This window comes from uncultured Chloroflexus sp., assembly GCF_938091255.1.
Classification (GTDB): Bacteria; Chloroflexota; Chloroflexia; order Chloroflexales; family Chloroflexaceae; genus Chloroflexus.
In genome coordinates, this window is sequence record NZ_CALLJH010000028.1 from 19015 (window position 1) to 35677 (window position 16663).

Sequence of the window (16663 nt, forward strand, 5' to 3'; positions counted from 1 at the left end):
GCATCTGTACGATATTGCGTTATCGTGATCATGATCGTCGTGGCGGGGATATTGGCCGGGGATGCGCCGGCCCCGCGCTGGTTGATCACGGCGCCGATTGCAGTACGCACGCCAACTGGGCCACTTGCAATCGGGATCAACAGCCATCTCGCCACCCGCTATCCCGACGCGGCAACTATGCCTATCCCGGCGGCGATTGTCGCCGATCTCGGCGTGCAATGGGTGCGCGAAGACTTACATTGGCACCGCATCCAACCCCAACCCGGCGTCTGGGATTGGGTCTTCACCGATGCTGCCCTCTATGCCTTACACCGGCAGCGCTTGCAGGTGCTTGGCGTGCTGGGGCCGGCAGTGGGTTGGGCCACACCCGACCCTACCGATCATCCCAACCTGATTTCGTTCGCGCCGCCTGATGAAGCAGCGTTTGTCGCTTATGCCGAAGCGGTGGTCACACGCTATCACCATCTCGTCAAGCACTGGCAAATCTGGAACGAACCGGATCAGACACTCTTCTGGCGGCCAGCCCCTGACCCGGCCCGCTACACCCAACTCTTGATCAAAACGGCTCAGGCAATTCGCGCGATTGACCCCACCGCCATTATCGTACTCGGCGGAATCAACCCGTTCGATACCGCTTTTCTGCGTACCATCGCTGAACATGGCGGCTGGAATACCTTTGATGTTATCGCCATTCACCCCTACGTCGATCCACTCAACCCAGAGGAGGGCAACCTGATCGCCGCCGCCGATGGGGTACGGGCAGTGGCGGCTCGCTACGGCCCCAAGCCGATCTGGGCCACTGAGGTGGGATGGGCCAGTGGCCCCGGTGACCGCGACGCACTTGGTTTGACCAATGCCGACCAACAGGCAGACTACCTTGCCCGCGCCTATCGCGCCCTCTGGCAAGGCGGCGTCAGTCACGTCTTTTGGTATATGCTCAAAGACGATCCGCACAATCCTTACGGCTTGTTTGCGTATGGTAGCGGGCGGGCCGATTTTAGCCATCCTAAGCCGGTGGCGGAGGCGATGCGCCACTTGACAACGACCCTTACATTACCCACAGCGCACCCAACCAACGCAACACGATTACTCGACGGTACCCAGTCAATCCAATGGCAACGACCGGCCCAACCCAACGGCTCACTCCAGCGCACTGCTGGCTTCCTTCGCCTCACCTACCGCTTCACGACCCGCGAGAATGATTATGTCGCGTTTGAACTCAGCGAACCCATCCCCTTACCCGCTGAAACAACTGCGCTGGTCATCCAGCTCTACGGCGACGGCAACGGCCACCGGCTGCGGCTCTGGCTGTGCGACCGTGAAGGCGAAGTGTTCAGTGTGACCGCCGGCGTGGTTGGCCCCCCAGCATGGCAGACTCTCATCACACCGCTCAGTCGCCGTCCGGCGCAGTACGAACGGATCGCCGGCAGCGGCAATGGGCGACCTGATTGGCCGTTGACCTTACACGCGGTAGTGATCGATGATGAATACGACCGGTGGAGCGGGATGGGAGAGATTCGTATTGGGTGGATCAATGCGATCATAGGGGGGCAAGGGGTGCATCCCCCACCCCCGGCCCCTCCCCTATGCAGGGGGGAAGGATGTATCCCCCCCTCTCCCCTCGTGGGAGAGGAGGGCTAGGGGGGTGAGGGGGCAAGAGGGGTCTTCCCCCCACCCCCGGCCCCTCCCCCGTCATTCATTTTCTCTTTGTTGTTTAAGCCGCCCAGCCGTGTAGCGCTAGAGCCTGCAATCATTCGTTGGTGAAAGAGGACGGCTGTGCGCCTTGACGCGGCGCACGTCCCGACGTATACTGTTGCTCAATGGCAATGACGGGGAAGAGTAGCTGCCGCTTGCCCGCCAGCGAGCCCGGGATGGTGGAAGCCGGGTGGAACCGGTGGCAGTGAAAATCACCCCTGAGCTGGCAGGTGAACCGCGTGGTTAATCGACACGCGCAGTAGCCGCGCCCGGAATGCCCACCGTTAGCGGGGCAGAGCGTTACTTGACGCTCACTGAGTGCGACGCGCGCTCGATTGTGTGCGCCGTCGAAATGGGGTGGTACCGCGGGGTTAATCAGCCTCGTCCCCTTTCGGGGATGAGGCTTTTTTACATTGACGCGCACGGAGGTTGCATGTTTAAACCGGTTGATCCGAATGTCAAGTTCCCCCAACTCGAAGAGGATGTGCTGGCGTGGTGGGAGGCCAATGACATTGTCGCCAAGTCGTTGACCGCTGGCGAGAAGCCGTTCGTCTTCTACGAGGGGCCGCCGACCGCGAATGGCCGCCCCGGTTTACACCATACCATCTCGCGCAGCTTCAAAGATGTGATCTTACGCTATCGCTCGATGCAGGGCTATCGCATTATTGGTCGCCGGGAGGGATGGGACACCCACGGCCTGCCGGTTGAGATCGAGATCGAGAAGAAGCTTGGGTTCAGCGGCAAGCCCGACATCGAGCGGTTTGGCATCGCTGAATTTAATCGTCTCTGCCGCGAAAGCGTCTGGGAGTATATCCAAGAGTGGAAGGCATTTACCAAGCGCATCGCGTTCTGGCTCAGCGAAGACGCATATATCACCTACGAGAACGACTATATCGAGTCGACATGGTGGATCTTCCGCCAGTTGTGGGATCGTGGCTTGCTCTTCCGCGATTACAAGGTGACGATGCACTGCCCGCGCTGCGGCACCAGCCTCAGCGACCACGAGGTGAGCCTCGGTGCGCGCGATGATGTCGATGATCCGAGCGTCTATATCAAGTTCCGCGTGAAGGGAACAACCGCACCGCCGCCGGCGGTTGACGGTACGCTCAATGATGCCTTTCTGGTGGCGTGGACAACAACCCCATGGACGTTGCCGGCCAACGTGGCGCTGGCCGTGAAGCACGACGCCGAGTATGTTGAAGTCGAGCACAACGGTGAACGGCTAGTGATGGCGGCAGCGCTGGTCGATCAGGTCTTGCCTGCCGAGAGCTTTACGGTGCTGCGCCGGTTCCGTGGCAACGATCTGGTCGGCCTCCGCTACGAACCGCTCTTCCGCGGCGTACCCGGCACCGGCGATACGGTCGATTGGGAGACGGCCTACCGCGTGATCGCCGATGAGATTGTCAGTCTCGACGATGGCACCGGCATTGTCCATATCGCGCCAGCCTACGGCGATCTTGAAGTCGGGCGCAAGCATGGCCTACCCACCCTCTTCTCGGTGGGGTTGGATGGCCGCGTGTTGCCCGAATTTGCCGAATTGGGCTTCGCCGGCAAATTCTTCAAAGAGGCCGATCCCGACATCACCCGCAACCTCAAATCGCGTGGCCTGCTCTTGCGCAGCGGGCGCGTGCGCCACTACTATCCCTTCTGCTGGCGTTGCAGCACGCCGTTGCTGTACTACGCCAAGCGTTCGTGGTACATCCGCACCACTGCCTTTAAGGCCGATCTCGTCGCCAACAACCAGCAGATCCACTGGGTGCCCGAACATATCCGTGATGGCCGCTTCGGCAACTGGCTGGAAAACAACATCGACTGGGCCATCAGCCGCGAGCGGTATTGGGGCACGCCGATCCCAATCTGGACGAATGCCGACGGCTCGCACATGGTCTGCATCGGTTCGCTGGCCGAGCTAGAAGAAAAGGTTGGCCGCTCGCTGCGCGATATCGACCTGCACCGGCCCTATATCGACGAAGTGGTCTGGGAAGACCCTAACCATGGCTTGATGCGCCGGATCCCCGATGTGGCCGACTGCTGGTTCGACAGCGGTTCAATGCCGGTGGCCCAGTGGCACTATCCGTTCGAGAATCGCGACGTGTTCGAGATGGCCCATCCCGCCGACTACATCTGCGAGGCGGTTGACCAAACGCGCGGCTGGTTCTACACCTTGCACGCAGTAAGTACCCTGCTCTTTGACCGGCCAGCGTTCAAGAACGTGATCTGTCTCGGTCACATTCTCGACAAAGACGGCCAAAAGATGAGTAAGAGCCGGGGCAACGTGATCGAGCCGCAAGAGGTGATCAACGCCTACGGCGTCGATGCTTTGCGCTGGTACCTGTTCACCGCTGCGCCTCCCGGCAATGCCCGCCGCTTTAGCATGGATCTGGTCAGCGAGAGCATGCGCAAGTTCCTGCTCACACTCTGGAACACGTATGCCTTCTTCGTCACGTATGCCAATCTCGACCAGTGGCAACCCAACAGCGGGCGCACCGCTGAAGTACAGCCGATCGACCGCTGGGCGCTAGCGGCGCTCAACCAGCTCGTGCAAAACGTGACCGATGCGTTCGAGGAGTACGATGTCTATACCGCCGCCAACGCGATCGAGCATTTCGTTGATGAGCTGTCGAACTGGTACGTGCGCCGCAATCGCCGCCGGTTCTGGAAGAGCGAAAGCGACGCCGATAAAGAGGCCGCCTATCAGACGCTCTACACCTGTCTGGTAACGGTGGCGAAGTTGGCTGCGCCGTTCACCCCGTTCGTTAGCGAAGTGATCTATCGTAATCTGGTCGCCGAACACGACGCCAGCGCGCCAGAGAGCGTTCACTTGGCGCGCTGGCCGCACGTGGATCGTGCCTTGCTCGACGATCAACTGGTCGCCGACACCGAAGCCTTGCTGACCGCGGTTTCGCTAGGACGGGCAGCGCGCAAGCAGGCTAACCTGAAGGTGCGCCAACCGCTGAGTGAACTCTGGCTGCGGGCCAGCACGCCGGCGCTACTCAATGGCGTGCGCCGCTTCGAGGCCGAGCTGCGCGATGAGCTGAACGTCAAAGCGGTGCGTTACCTCGACGCCAATAGCGCCGTGGTCGAGTACCGCCTGAAACCGAACCTCCGCCTCGTCGGCAAGAAGTTTGGCAAGCTGGTACCGGCGCTGACAGCGGCGCTGCGCGATTTGAGCGGCGATACCGCGCGCGCAGCGGCGCAGGCGGTGGAAGCCGGCCAGCCGGTGCGCCTGCCGGTTGATGGCCAAGAGATCGAGTTGCTGGCCGAAGAGGTGCTGGTCGAGAGTAGCGCGCCAGAAGGCTATGCGGTAGCTGAGGCCGATGGCATGCTGGTGGCGTTGAACACGACGGTGACGGAAGAACTGCGGCTCGAAGGCGCGGCTCGCGATCTCGTGCGCTACATCCAAGAAGCCCGTAAGAGCGCCGGACTAGCGATCAGTGATCGCATCCACCTCTTCCTCACCAGTGCCGACGAAGCCGATCTGCTAACGGCGACACTGGCGAAATACGGCGATTATGTCAAAAACGAGACTCTTGCCGTCGCGTTAGACATCGGTACGCCGCCGGACGGCGCCTACACCGAGACCGACGAATTCGGCGACGGCACGGTGACCGTAGGGATTGTCGTTGCGCGGTAGCGACTTGCATTGCAACGTCTCTACCGAATTCAGCACTATGCGCGAATTGCACCTCAAACCACGGTGCAGCGGCGGGGCCGGAGTCATACAAACTGCCACCGGTTTGCGTCTCATCCGTCCACCCGGCCCCGCCGACCACTACCGCAACGCCCAACTCGACGACTTTGGCCGGCGGCCCGGCCCGCCACGCGCGTTACACGCACCGTACACCTTGTGCCTTCGTGCGCGGATGTCGCATCGGGCAGATCGCCTCATCGGTACTGCCGGCTTTGGCCTATGGAACTACCCATGGGCATGGCCGCCGCGTATGCCGCAAGCAGTCTGGTTCTTCTTCGGCGCACCACCACACGATATGCCACTTGCGATGGAGATTCCCAGCCACGGCTGGAAAGCAGCGACGGTTGACACCGGGCGTTTGGCGGCGCTAGCGTGGCTACCGATTGCGCCGATCATTGTGCCGCTCCTCAACCTACCGCCACTCTACCGCCGACTGTGGCCACGCATCCAGCACGCCGCCGGTATCGCCGAAGCCCTCGTACCCGTTGATCTCACCCAATGGCACGACTACGAAATCCACTGGGGCACCAAAGAAAGCGTCTTGCGTGTTGACGGCACACCTATTTTGCACGCTCCCTCACCACGCGGCCCACTGAGCATCGTGATCTGGATCGACAACCAGTACGCGGTTGTGCGGCCAACCGGACGGTTGTGGTGGGGGTTGCAGCCGTGCGACGACGCACAGTGGTTAGAGGTCGTGCTCAGCCACGGCGTGGTGTGACACACCATGCGCCCCGTAGGATGACCCGCTGTACCCACCGTGGCGTGCCTCCCGCCGTTCCCCTCCCCCGTGCCCATGTGGTACGGGCACCGCATGCCGTGCCCCGACCTAGAGACGTAGCAATGCTACGTCTCTACTACGCTATATGTCGTCTCTACATTCCGCTATAACTTCCATTGCCGCAGCTCTTCCAGCCAGCGATGACTGGTCAAATCCATCTGCACCGGGGTAAGGCTGGCGTAGCCTTCACTGATGGCGGCAATATCAGTACCCTCTTCGTAGTGATCTTCCGGCTCGGCCCCATCGATCCAATAGTAGGGTCGCCCACGGGGATCGTAACGTACTACTAGCTCGTCGCGATAGACGCGACGGCCAAGTCGGCTAACTTTGATGCCACGTAACTCGTTGGGGGCAACCACCGGAATATTCAGATTCAGCAATATCTCTGATGGCAGACCTCGTTCACGGATAGTCGTTACCAACCGTCGCACAGCCACCTGCGCGGCGCGAAAATCCCATTGACCGTCTTTGGGCCGCACTTGCGAGACCGCTAACCCCGGCACCCCGAAAACGATGCCCTCCATAGCAGCCGCTACGGTGCCAGAGTAGAGCAGGTCGGTACCAAGGTTGGCCCCAAGATTGATGCCCGACACTACTAGATCGGGTTTGCGGTCGAGTAGACCCATCACCGCGAGCGCGACACAATCAGCCGGTGTACCATCACAGATCAGCGCAGGTGAACCGTCGCTGAGTGTTCCCTCCCACGCCCGCAGCGGGTCAAAGAGCTTGCGGTAATGTCCAGCGGCGCTCCAGTTGCGGTCGGGGACAACTACTGCCACTTCGCCAATCTCGCTGAGTACGGCTCGCAACGCCGCTAAGCCCGGACTTTGGTAGCCATCGTCGTTGGTGACTAGAATGTACATATTATTCCTTCGGCAATTCAATATCGGTCAGGCGCACCGTCTTGCGCCCCTGAAACTTGATCGTCTTTTGGCCCTCGCTTGACATGTGGCCTTGTTGTTCGAGATTGGCAATCTCTTGCTGCATCGTCGCCGCTAACTCAACTTCACCCTGATTGAGCAAACGTGTCACCGCGCTCTTCAGCTTCTGCGTCGCGCTCCTCACATCACCGCTGGCAAGGTCTTGCAGTGCGCGGGTCTGGAGCTTGAACGCGCTCACTTTTTCAACAATATTCATCACCGCCGGATTAAGCTGCTGCAACTGAGCCGCATCGGTCGTGAAGGTCAGCATAATGTCAATCCGCGCCTTTTCACTAACCAACTGCAACGCCGGCGCGTCATAGCTCAGCTCGACCTGCCCAACGCGGTATGTACCGATTGGCCGAGGGTCGATCAGGAGTTCAATCAACAGCGCGCGCGCTTGGGAACTTTCGAGTTCACCGAGATTGACACTGACGGCGCGATCACTGATCGGCTGGTAGCCGAGATTGTCGATCAGTGGTGTCACCTGCCAGACGGCGCGCGGTGTGACGCCTTGTACCAGCCGTAAGGTTAGCACACTGTTCTGAATGACGGTCTGTTGGGCGCGTTGCACGGTGTGCTGGAAGTAGTTGACGATTTCGCTCGGTTGGGCGATGTAGTCGGCCACTCCTTTCGAGCGATTTGCCATCTCGATCAGCAGATCTTCATTCCAATCTTTGCCAATGCCAAGCGCAGTGATCGGAATGCCTAGCCGGCCAGCATCGTCAGCCCGCAGCAGACACTCCTTCTCGTGCTCGGTTTGGCCGTCAGTCAGCAGGATTAAGCGGCGCACACCGGTCGGCATCTTTTGCAACTCGTTCAACCCCTTCTCGACCGCCGGCGCAATGCGGGTGCCGCCAGCATCGCGGATGCGGTGGACGAGATCGAGAATGGTGGCCCGATTGCGCACCGGCTGGGCTGGCACAATCACTTCGGTGCGGTGATCGAAAATAACGATGGCGATGTTGTCTTGCTGGTCAAGCTGCTCGATTGCCTTGACAACCGCCTGCCGCAGCCGCTCAATTTTCTCCCCCTTCATCGAACCACTACGGTCAAGCACGAAACAAACGTTGACCGGTATGCGTACCTGCGTCATCTGGGGCGCCGGCTGAACTTCGAGCAAGATGTATGCTACCTGTGGCGTTGTCGTGGCCGCCAAAAAGGGACGCGCCAGCGCGGCGCGCAGATTCACTTCTCCTGCCATAGCCAACTCCTCGTCGTAACCGGCTCGCCCGGTTGGCGAACGGCCTCGACGTATGCGACGATGCGACAGTGGCGACGGTTGCAATTAATCGTATTGTACCGCACCCTACCAAAGATCGCACTCCTGTACAGCCGCACGGCCTGTGGCTCTCCCTTAGCGATGCAGCCTGCGCACCGTCGTGTAGCTCTACGTGATTACCGCAGATACCGCAGCACGCGTTGGTTAAGCAAATCGCTGAGCAATAATCGGTCGATCAGGGGATCGCGCTGCATCAATAACTCAATTTCGGCGCTACAGTAGGGGCAAGAAGCAATATGGCGGGCAACGAGAGCGTGTTGAGCAGGAGAGAGGAGACCTTGACAGTAATCAATTAACTGATCAGTGGAAGGGCAAAGAGCGCGGTATAAGCGATAGCGCAACGCTTGTTGCACATTGCGCAAGGTGGTGACTCGTTGGCGACACAACGCACACTGACGCAGGTGAGACACAATACCTTCACTAGCCTCGCCGTCAGCAGCCGCAATAAGTTCAGGGCCGGAAAGATGGATTGCGCCGTCGCTCAATTGTTCTTCTTCCATACCGGCGCACCTCCGTGAGCAACCAGATCAACAGGTGAACCTGCAAGCGTTTCCTGTTGAAAGAAACGCAAACGGGAACGTTTTTCACGTTCCCGCCGGTACAAGATTTTTGTTACTTCTTTTGCAATGACTATGACAACTTGCGAATATCTATCAACACCTCTATCTGATCCGTATCGATACTATTGCACCCATGTCGATCCTTGTACTGTTCGCGCTGCATTGACGCCTTTGCGTGCTCGGCGCACTCTGCGCCTTTACGTTTGAATCCGCTGCGCCCTTCTGCGTTCACGCCTGCCCAAACAACGTCCGCAGATGGCTATTACGGCTGAGTCGGCTCAAAACGTTGCGCTTGACGTTGTACACATCGTAGACGCTCTCGAACAGCGTGGTATAACGCTCAAAGATTGCTCGTGGCGTCAAACCGAGCACAAACGAACCATAGACCACCACCCGTTCGCTCTCGCTGTGCAATTGGCTATCAATAAACCGCCAGAACTCTTGCCGATCGACGCGCTGCATCGCTTCTTCATCAGGCGAGAGGCGCGGCACTCGCTGCTCGCTGATCCGATCTTCCGGCATCATCTCGGCCCACGACTGAGCCCGTACTGAGTCGATCACGACGCTTGAGGCGCACAGTTGCAAGTATTGCAACAGCGAAGCCAGATTGGGGAACGAAGCGAAACGTTCGGGAGTCACCGCGCGCCAAAACTTCGCGAACGCACCCACGACAAAATATTCGCTACTTTCGCCGCTGCTGACAAATGCGCCGCTGCGCCGGATCCATCCCTCAACCAACGGGCTATAATGTTGAAAGAGGTAATTCCACGCGGTTTCATCACGCTCGACCAGCGCCCGCCGGAATAACTCATAGCTGTAGCGCGAGTCGTGCGACTGGCCGCGGTAGAACCGCTCACTCTCAATCGCACAACGACGGGCTAACTCTTCCACGTCTATCGTGGCAAGGCCGGTCGCCGCTTCATCGCCCACGACTGACGCATGCAACGTTGCCGGTGAGTTCAAGGTGGTCATTGTAGGCGCAATCATCGATTTCCTCGTTTCGTATGCTCAATGTCTCCGCTTCGCGCCTCGGTGGCTGAAACAACCGGCGACACGATCGCTTGGTTTATGTCCCTCTGCGCTGCATTGTAGGAAGTTGCGCCGCAATCGAGAAGTATGCAAGATGAGCAAGAGATGACAAATAAGGTTAAAAATCGTAGCAGCTTTGTTGCGCAATGATGCAACGAATGAGCCACTTGCATAGTTTAGCGACAGGATAATCGTTGAATGAGTAACGTAACCATTAGCCCACTATCCACTGCGATACCCGCTCTGATCGATCCAGCGCTGTTGGCGCACCGGCAACGCCACCCACGCTACCAACCTGCCTTGCATCTGTTCGCCACAACCGATCGTGGTGATCAGGCTATCGGTCTCGTTACCCATACTCGTTGGCGACGCCAGCTCGCCCAGTTTGAGGTAGGAGAGGTGGAATTGTTTGGCAGCGCTCATTTTGACGTGACGGAAACGCTGCTGGCTGCGGCTGCCGAGACTGCCGTCGCCGCCGGCATAGCATGGTTGCGCTGCGCGTTGCCGTTGAGCATAGCCGGCCAATGGGGCATGATCCCGGCAACCCTGCACAGTCGGATCACGTGGCATGGCGGGGATGGTACGCTGATACCGGCTACACTCGCCGATGTGGCCGATCTCGTGGCGCTGGATCAGCACGCGCCTACGCCGCGTTGCGTGACACCCCTACGTTACGAACCTGATTGGCGCTGGCAGATGAGGGATCAGCCGCCGTTAGTGGCGCACGACCAACTTGGCCGCATTGTCGGCTATGTCCTGCTGCGCGATGAACACGTGATTGAAGGTCGCGCCGTCGATGCAGGGGCGGCACGCGATTTGCTGTGCCGACTGCCCCACTCAACGCACGAACTGTGGCTTACGCCCGATCATCCACTGGCGCAGGCAGCGCTTGAGTTGGGAGCCACCCTGATGCTCCATCTTCCACCAGCCGATGGCATCCTTCCGGTGTGGATTGTGATCGACCCGCTGACAGCATTGCGCGCTCATCAAGCGGCGTTCAGGGTTAGGATTGCCGCTTCGCGGTATGCTGATTGGTATGGCAGCGTAGCGTTGAGCGGCGAGTGGGGGGCAATGCGCATTGAATGCCGCGCCGGTAAAGTGCATATCAGCGTCGGAACTGGCATTGCCGATATTAACGTATGGCAGCTCAGCAATAGTGGGCTGTCAGCGCTTTTGCTGGGCCGACGCAGCGTGAGCGATCTGCGCGCTACCAACGAGCTGCGCTGCGCCGATCACGGATTAGAAGTGGTAGAGACGCTCTTTCCGGTTTCAGCGTAACCGCTCCGCTGCCTGTTCGGGTGTCAGATCGCGTTGGGGCTGACCCAGCATCTCGTAGCCGACCATAAACTTCCGCACCGTTGCCGAACGTAACAGAGGCGGATAAAAATGGGCATGTAAGTGCCAACCATCGTGCGGCAATCCATCGGTTGGTCGCTGGTGAAAGCCCATGCTGTAAGGAAATGAAATGTTGAACAGCCGGTCGTAACGTCTGGTCACATCGCGCAAGATGGCGGCTAACCCCTCTCGCCCAGCATCATCGAGATCGGGAATCGCCCCGGTATGGTTGCGCGGCAGTACCAGCGTCTCGAACGGCCATACCGCCCAAAACGGCACCAGTGCTACCCATGTCTCGTTGGCGCAGACGATCCGCTCACCGGCGTCCAGCTCAAGCGCCAGATAGTCGCAGAGCAGGCAGCGGTTGTGCTCGTGCCAGTAAGCCGTCTGCGTCGCTAGCTCTTTCCGCATCTCGTTCGGCAACTGCTCGTTAGCCCAAATCTGACCGTGCGGATGCGGGTTCGACGCCCCCATCATCGCGCCGCGGTTCTCGAAGATCAACACCGACTGTACCCAATCGATTGCGCCCAATTCGCGATATTGCTCAGCCCAAACTTCAATCACCCGCCGCACCTCAGCCTGCGACATCTGCGCCAGCGTCAAATCGTGGCGCGGCGAGAAGCAGACCACCCGGCAAATGCCGCGCTCGGCTTCGGCGTGTAACAGCACCGGGCCAATCTCGCCATCAGCAGCCGGCAAGCGGATACTCACCCGCTCGAGCGGAATATCTGGCAGCAAAGCGGCAAAATCGTTCTCGAACACAAACGTCTCGGTGTAGGCTGGGTTTTGCGCCCCATTCGCCCGCATGTTGCCGGGGCAGAGGTAGCAGGTCGGATCGTAGGCCGGCAACTCGGTGGGTGGCAACGTCTCGACCTGACCCAACCACGGGCGCTGGGTGCGGTGGGGCGATACCAACACCCACTCGCCGGTGAGCTGGTTAAGCCGGCGATGCGGTCGACTGAAGAGATCGTGATGATGCATAGCACCTTCCTCGCTCAGCGTCCGGCTAACCCAGACGTAGCGATACCCTCGATGAAGTAGCGTTGGGCGAACAAAAAGACGATCAGCGTCGGCAAAATGGCCAGCGTCGAGCCGGCCATAATCAGATCGACGCGCGCAGCGTAGAGCGCCTGTAGATCAACCAGACCCTGCGTCACCACCTTGCGCGATGGACTGCTGATAATGATTAGCGGCCAGAGGAAGCTATTCCACGCATAAAGGAACGCAAACGTCGCTAGCGTCGCAATCGCCGGGCGAGCTAGCGGCAGGAAGATGCGGAAGAGAATGCCCCAATGCGACGCTCCATCGATCAGCGCCGCATCTTCTAAATCTTTTGGCACACTCATGAAAAATTGGCGGAGCAGAAAGGTGCCATAAGCTGTGAATAGCCACGGGATAATCAACGCTTCCAGCCGATCAACCCAACCAAAGACCAGCATCAAACGATACATCGGCACAATCAGCACTGCAAACGGCACCATCAACGTAGCGAGGTAAGCACCAAACCAAAACTCGCGTCCGGGAAATTCGAGCCGGGCAAAGGCGTAGCCGGCCAGCACCGAAGTAATCACCCAACCAAGCACTACCAACGCCGTGACGATCACGGTATTGAGCAATTGGGTACCGAGCGGAACAATATTTAGTACTTCTAAGTAATTTGACCATCGAATCTCGCTTGGCCACAGCGTTGGCGGCACCTGCACCACTTCGGTCGAGGGCTTGAGCGAGGAGAGCACCATATAGATAAATGGAAAGACCATCACAAAGCCGGTCACGCTGAGCACCGCGTAGGCCAGCAATTTTTCCCATGGCCGGCGTAAAATTAAGCTTGCCATCAGCCCTCCTCGCTTACTCGTAATGCACCCATCGCCGCGACAGCCGGAACTGGATGAAGGTCAGCAGCAGAATAATCACAAACAGCAACCATGCCAGCGCCGAAGCGTAGCCCATGCGTCCGCCAATAAAGGCCTCGCGCCAGAGCAACGGCACAATCGTCAACATCGAGTCGGCTGGGCCAACCGTATTCGAGCGGGTCAAACCGAGCGCAATCGGCACATCAAACACTTGCAGACAATTGATTAACGTTGTCACCAACACAAAGAAGGTGGTTGGTGAAAGCATTGGCACAGTGATGTAGAGAAACTGCTGCCAGCGACTGGCTCCATCAAGACTAGCCGCCTCGTAGAGCTGCGGCGGCACCCCCTGCAAGCCAGCCAAAAAGATCACCATATTGTAGCCTATCGTCTTCCACGAGAAGACCAGTATCACGCTGGCCAACCCCCATTCTGGGCGCGTCAGCCACGGGATCGGCTCGAAGCCAAGCAGACGAATGGCATAATTGACGAAACCAAAATCGACATTGAGCAGATAGCGCCAGAGCAAGGTCACGCCAACCACTGACGCCACCACCGGAATGAAGAAGACGGCGCGAAAGAAGGTACGACCAGCGATTCGCTCGTTCAGGATCACGGCCAGCAGCAAGGCCGGCACCGTCGAAACAACTAACGTCACCAGCGAAAATGCCGCCGTATTCCACATTGCCCGGTAGAAGGTCGGGTCAGACAAGGCGCGCTGATAATTGCTCAAACCAACCAGATTCGGGTCACCGAAAAGGCGTGCATCGGTAAAGCTCAGGTAAAACGAGATAGCAAGCGGCACTAAGAAGAAGATCAAAACACCCAAAATAGTCGGCAACAGCATGCCGAAAGCGTCGATCCATTGCCGCACACGCCGCCCGCTCAGATGGCGCGCGGTTGGTGCAGGCAGAGCGGCCGGCGCTTGGTTGGCCATGGTGTACCTCCGGGAAACTATTGCTGCGCTTCAATCTGATACCCCGCTTGTCATGGCGAGCCACCACAGGCGGCGCAGCAATCTTCCTGACCACGCGAGTAACCCACTGTGGGTTCGCGCTCGCCGCAGCGGGCGATTGCTGCGGGCGCTTTGCCCCCGCGCAATGACAAGCGGGCACGTTCTCCCAAGGATATTGCCGATCAGGCGAACCGGCGCACGCCCACCGCTCGCCTATCGACAGCATCTACTTGAAGGTATTAGCCGTCTGCTCACAAGCCCGCTGACCGAACTGCTCAGGCGTGATCTGGCCGGCGATCATCTGATCCCACAAGCTCTGGACGATACCGCTAAAATCGGCCCAGTTACCATCCCATACCGGCGCTTCCAACGCAGCGTAAGGAATGCCATCGAGGAAGGCCTGATTGTTGGCCGGCGGGGTCGAAGCGAGGAAGGCACTCACCGCCTCTTGATCGCTGCGCGGCGGGATGTTGGTACCGAGCGCGGCCACCTTTGCCGTTGCCTCGGCGCTGGTCAGCACCTTCAGCACCTCCCATGCCGCCTGCGAGTTAGCCGTCTTGGCGCTGACGAGATACGGCCCCCAGAAGAGCCACGTACTCTTGACCTTGCCCTCCGGCATCACCGCCACGTCCCAATTAAACGTAGCATTCGTGCGCACGCCGGGGGTAAACCAGCGCCCATTGAAGTACATAGCGACCTTGCCGGCATTAAAAAGCGCCTCGCCATCGGCATCACCGGCCGGCAACAGCTTCTCGTCGTAGAGCATGCGCACCATCGTCGCACCGGCAATCGCCTCTGGGGTATTCAGCGCGCAGCCGCGCCGATCGGGGGTGAAGGGACTGCCGCCAGCAGCGTTGATGAAATAGCCCCAACCCGGCCCCCACCAGTTGCCAAAGCCGAGACCGTACTGCTGGTTCGCCGGGTCGGTCAACTTGCGCGCCGCCTCCAGCATGGTGTCCCAGTTCCAATTGCCCTCAGCCGCCAGTTCTTTGGGCGTCTTCAGGCCCGCTGCCTTGAACAGGTCTTCGTTGAAGTAGACGACCATGGTCGAAATGTCGCGCGGCAAGCCGTAAATCTTGCCATCGCGCGTCAACTGCTCGATCACGTTGGGGTAGAAGTTACCCAACTGGAAGCTGCTATCGGCATCGATGATCGGCTTGAGATCAAGAATCTGACCGGTATTCACAAAATCTGCTAACTCAACACCGCCGATCCAAAAGATATCGGGTGCATTACCGGCTGCCAACTCAGTCTTCAACTTCTCGAAGTACCCCTGATTAGGCGCTGGATCATAGACCGCCGTAATACCCTTGTCCTTCAGCTTCTCGTTCACTAAAGTGTTTAGCTCTTCATAGACCCGCTGCTCGGCAGCATCGCCGGGGCGGGTACGCCAGCGAATCGTTACCGGCTGGCCGCCAGTGGTCACATTGCTGCCACTACCGCCACTACCGCCGCCGGTAGTCGGTTGCCCGCCGCCACAAGCCGCGAGCAACGTTGCGAACAATGCAACTAGCGCAATCCACGACAGGGTGTGTTTCCGTAGCATCGTTGCTAGATCCTTTCTCAACAGAATATCCTTACCACGCACTACGACGCCATCACGCAGGCTCGCCATTAACGGGGCGTGCCGCCATGAGCGCAACACTGCGTGTAACAGGTGCATTGCGTGGTGTGCGCATTATATAGTTGTTGCGCGAACTATGCAAGTATATCGCAAAGAGAGCTTCGCGGGCCATTTCTTGCGCGCCACGCCATAAGGTGCAAACTATCGGGTCGCTCTCTCCTTGTCTTGTCACACACTCGGCCAAAACGCGGTACAATGTGTCACATAAGGCCGTGTCGGCGCTCAGCGCCGGAAAGGAGAGAGGTATGCAGCCCGAGTGGAGCGGCGATCCTGAGGTCAAGCCCGTCTTTTTCGCCATTACTCTGACCGGAGCGGTCGCGTTTCTGCTGATGGTCTGGCTGTTCGCATTCTACTGGTGAGCACGCCGCAGCCGCTGCGCCTGACGCCGATACGCTTGGGGTCAGGCGCAATTCTTACTTGCTAAATCCAATAATTTTGATACAATAGTTGATAAGTCTAGGGTAGGATTATGCCTGAAATTAGTACCTGCGACTCGCCGCAAATCGAAGCCTATCGCCTTTTCCTGAAGCTGCATCGCCGCTTTCAGGAGCTGAACCGTGATGAGTTTCGTCCGTATGACCTCTCGACCCCACAATACGCTATTCTCTTCTACGCGACCGAAGAGGGGGTACCGCTCAGCTATATCTGTAACGAGATGCTGGCTGATAATTCCAACCTCACCCGGCTGGTTGACCGGCTTGAGCGGCGTGGCTTGGTGCAACGTGCTACCGACCCACGCGACCGGCGGGTGACGCTCGTGCAGTTGACGCCTGCCGGCAAGGCGCTAATCGATGAATTGCGTCCACGTCATCGGCGTTTGGTTGAACAACGTTTGAGCTACCTTTCCCCAGAAGAGTTAGCCGCCTTCCATCACGCGATGCAGCATCTGTATGAGGCATTACAGACCCATCGCGATCGCGAAGATACTGAGTAACATC

Annotated in this window: 13 protein-coding genes and 1 other annotated feature; of the genes, 5 read left to right on the forward strand and 8 right to left on the reverse strand. The window is 58.8% G+C overall.

The window, feature by feature from the left end; translation table 11 throughout:
- Window positions 1–30: 30 nt before the first annotated feature.
- From Q1A00_RS10205 to Q1A00_RS10215, 3 genes are all read left to right on the forward strand, one after another.
- A complete protein-coding gene (locus Q1A00_RS10205) occupies window positions 31–1641 on the forward strand; it encodes a glycosyl hydrolase (RefSeq protein ID WP_298482199.1) in 1611 nt (536 codons plus the stop codon).
- A gap of 176 nt (window positions 1642–1817) precedes the next feature.
- Window positions 1818–2087 (forward strand) — a binding site (T-box leader).
- A 41-nt stretch (window positions 2088–2128) separates the two neighbouring features.
- Window positions 2129–5329 (forward strand): isoleucine--tRNA ligase, encoded by a 3201-nt coding sequence (gene ileS / locus Q1A00_RS10210; protein WP_298404956.1) that lies wholly within the window; start codon window positions 2129–2131, stop codon window positions 5327–5329.
- A gap of 37 nt (window positions 5330–5366) precedes the next feature.
- A complete protein-coding gene (locus Q1A00_RS10215; RefSeq protein ID WP_299756617.1) occupies window positions 5367–6107 on the forward strand; it encodes a hypothetical protein in 741 nt (246 codons plus the stop codon).
- 164 nt (window positions 6108–6271) lie between these two features.
- Here the strand turns inward: Q1A00_RS10215 and surE are convergent, their stop codons facing one another.
- The 4 genes from surE to Q1A00_RS10235 form a co-directional block, all read right to left on the reverse strand.
- Complete coding sequence (gene surE, locus Q1A00_RS10220) at window positions 6272–7030, reverse strand: 5'/3'-nucleotidase SurE (RefSeq protein ID WP_298404952.1); 759 nt, start codon at window positions 7028–7030, stop codon at window positions 6272–6274.
- Window position 7031: 1 nt separating this feature from the next.
- Entirely contained in the window at window positions 7032–8291 is a 1260-nt protein-coding gene (locus tag Q1A00_RS10225) for a VWA domain-containing protein (RefSeq protein ID WP_298404949.1), read from the reverse strand.
- Window positions 8292–8485: 194 nt separating this feature from the next.
- Window positions 8486–8869 (reverse strand): hypothetical protein, encoded by a 384-nt coding sequence (locus Q1A00_RS10230; protein WP_298404947.1) that lies wholly within the window; start codon window positions 8867–8869, stop codon window positions 8486–8488.
- Between the two features lie 288 nt (window positions 8870–9157).
- On the reverse strand, window positions 9158–9916 hold the full coding sequence (locus Q1A00_RS10235) for a sigma-70 family RNA polymerase sigma factor (protein WP_298404944.1): 759 nt from the start codon (window positions 9914–9916) through the stop codon (window positions 9158–9160).
- A 240-nt stretch (window positions 9917–10156) separates the two neighbouring features.
- On the opposite strand from Q1A00_RS10235, the gene Q1A00_RS10240 reads away from it, so the two are divergent.
- Window positions 10157–11236 (forward strand): hypothetical protein, encoded by a 1080-nt coding sequence (locus tag Q1A00_RS10240; RefSeq protein ID WP_298404943.1) that lies wholly within the window; start codon window positions 10157–10159, stop codon window positions 11234–11236.
- Here the strand turns inward: Q1A00_RS10240 and Q1A00_RS10245 are convergent.
- The 4 genes from Q1A00_RS10245 to Q1A00_RS10260 form a co-directional block, all read right to left on the reverse strand.
- Window positions 11228–12274, reverse strand: coding sequence for a UDP-glucose--hexose-1-phosphate uridylyltransferase (locus Q1A00_RS10245; protein ID WP_299756623.1), 1047 nt, complete (start codon window positions 12272–12274; stop codon window positions 11228–11230). The genes Q1A00_RS10240 and Q1A00_RS10245 overlap by 9 nt on opposite strands.
- A 14-nt stretch (window positions 12275–12288) precedes the next feature.
- On the reverse strand, window positions 12289–13128 hold the full coding sequence (locus tag Q1A00_RS10250) for a carbohydrate ABC transporter permease (protein WP_298404938.1): 840 nt from the start codon (window positions 13126–13128) through the stop codon (window positions 12289–12291).
- Between the two features lie 13 nt (window positions 13129–13141).
- Window positions 13142–14083, reverse strand: a complete 942-nt coding sequence (locus Q1A00_RS10255) for a carbohydrate ABC transporter permease (RefSeq protein WP_298404936.1) — start codon at window positions 14081–14083, stop codon at window positions 13142–13144.
- A 244-nt stretch (window positions 14084–14327) separates the two neighbouring features.
- Window positions 14328–15647 carry a sugar ABC transporter substrate-binding protein gene (locus tag Q1A00_RS10260; RefSeq protein WP_298404933.1) on the reverse strand — a complete coding sequence of 440 codons (1320 nt, stop codon included), beginning with the start codon at window positions 15645–15647 and terminating at the stop codon, window positions 14328–14330.
- Window positions 15648–16194: 547 nt separating this feature from the next.
- Here Q1A00_RS10260 and Q1A00_RS10265 point away from each other — a divergent pair.
- Window positions 16195–16659 (forward strand): MarR family winged helix-turn-helix transcriptional regulator, encoded by a 465-nt coding sequence (locus tag Q1A00_RS10265; RefSeq protein ID WP_298404930.1) that lies wholly within the window; start codon window positions 16195–16197, stop codon window positions 16657–16659.
- Window positions 16660–16663 lie beyond the last annotated feature (4 nt).

Coding starts and splice junctions, on each gene's coding strand:
- Q1A00_RS10205 (WP_298482199.1), top strand. CDS start 31: ATGATCGTCGTGGCGGGGATATTGGCCGGGGATGCGCCGGCCCCGCGC.
- ileS (WP_298404956.1), top strand. CDS start 2,129: ATGTTTAAACCGGTTGATCCGAATGTCAAGTTCCCCCAACTCGAAGAG.
- Q1A00_RS10215 (WP_299756617.1), top strand. CDS start 5,367: ATGCGCGAATTGCACCTCAAACCACGGTGCAGCGGCGGGGCCGGAGTC.
- surE (WP_298404952.1), bottom strand. CDS start 7,030: ATGTACATTCTAGTCACCAACGACGATGGCTACCAAAGTCCGGGCTTA.
- Q1A00_RS10225 (WP_298404949.1), bottom strand. CDS start 8,291: ATGGCAGGAGAAGTGAATCTGCGCGCCGCGCTGGCGCGTCCCTTTTTG.
- Q1A00_RS10230 (WP_298404947.1), bottom strand. CDS start 8,869: ATGGAAGAAGAACAATTGAGCGACGGCGCAATCCATCTTTCCGGCCCT.
- Q1A00_RS10235 (WP_298404944.1), bottom strand. CDS start 9,916: ATGATTGCGCCTACAATGACCACCTTGAACTCACCGGCAACGTTGCAT.
- Q1A00_RS10240 (WP_298404943.1), top strand. CDS start 10,157: ATGAGTAACGTAACCATTAGCCCACTATCCACTGCGATACCCGCTCTG.
- Q1A00_RS10245 (WP_299756623.1), bottom strand. CDS start 12,274: ATGCATCATCACGATCTCTTCAGTCGACCGCATCGCCGGCTTAACCAG.
- Q1A00_RS10250 (WP_298404938.1), bottom strand. CDS start 13,128: ATGGCAAGCTTAATTTTACGCCGGCCATGGGAAAAATTGCTGGCCTAC.
- Q1A00_RS10255 (WP_298404936.1), bottom strand. CDS start 14,083: ATGGCCAACCAAGCGCCGGCCGCTCTGCCTGCACCAACCGCGCGCCAT.
- Q1A00_RS10260 (WP_298404933.1), bottom strand. CDS start 15,647: ATGCTACGGAAACACACCCTGTCGTGGATTGCGCTAGTTGCATTGTTC.
- Q1A00_RS10265 (WP_298404930.1), top strand. CDS start 16,195: ATGCCTGAAATTAGTACCTGCGACTCGCCGCAAATCGAAGCCTATCGC.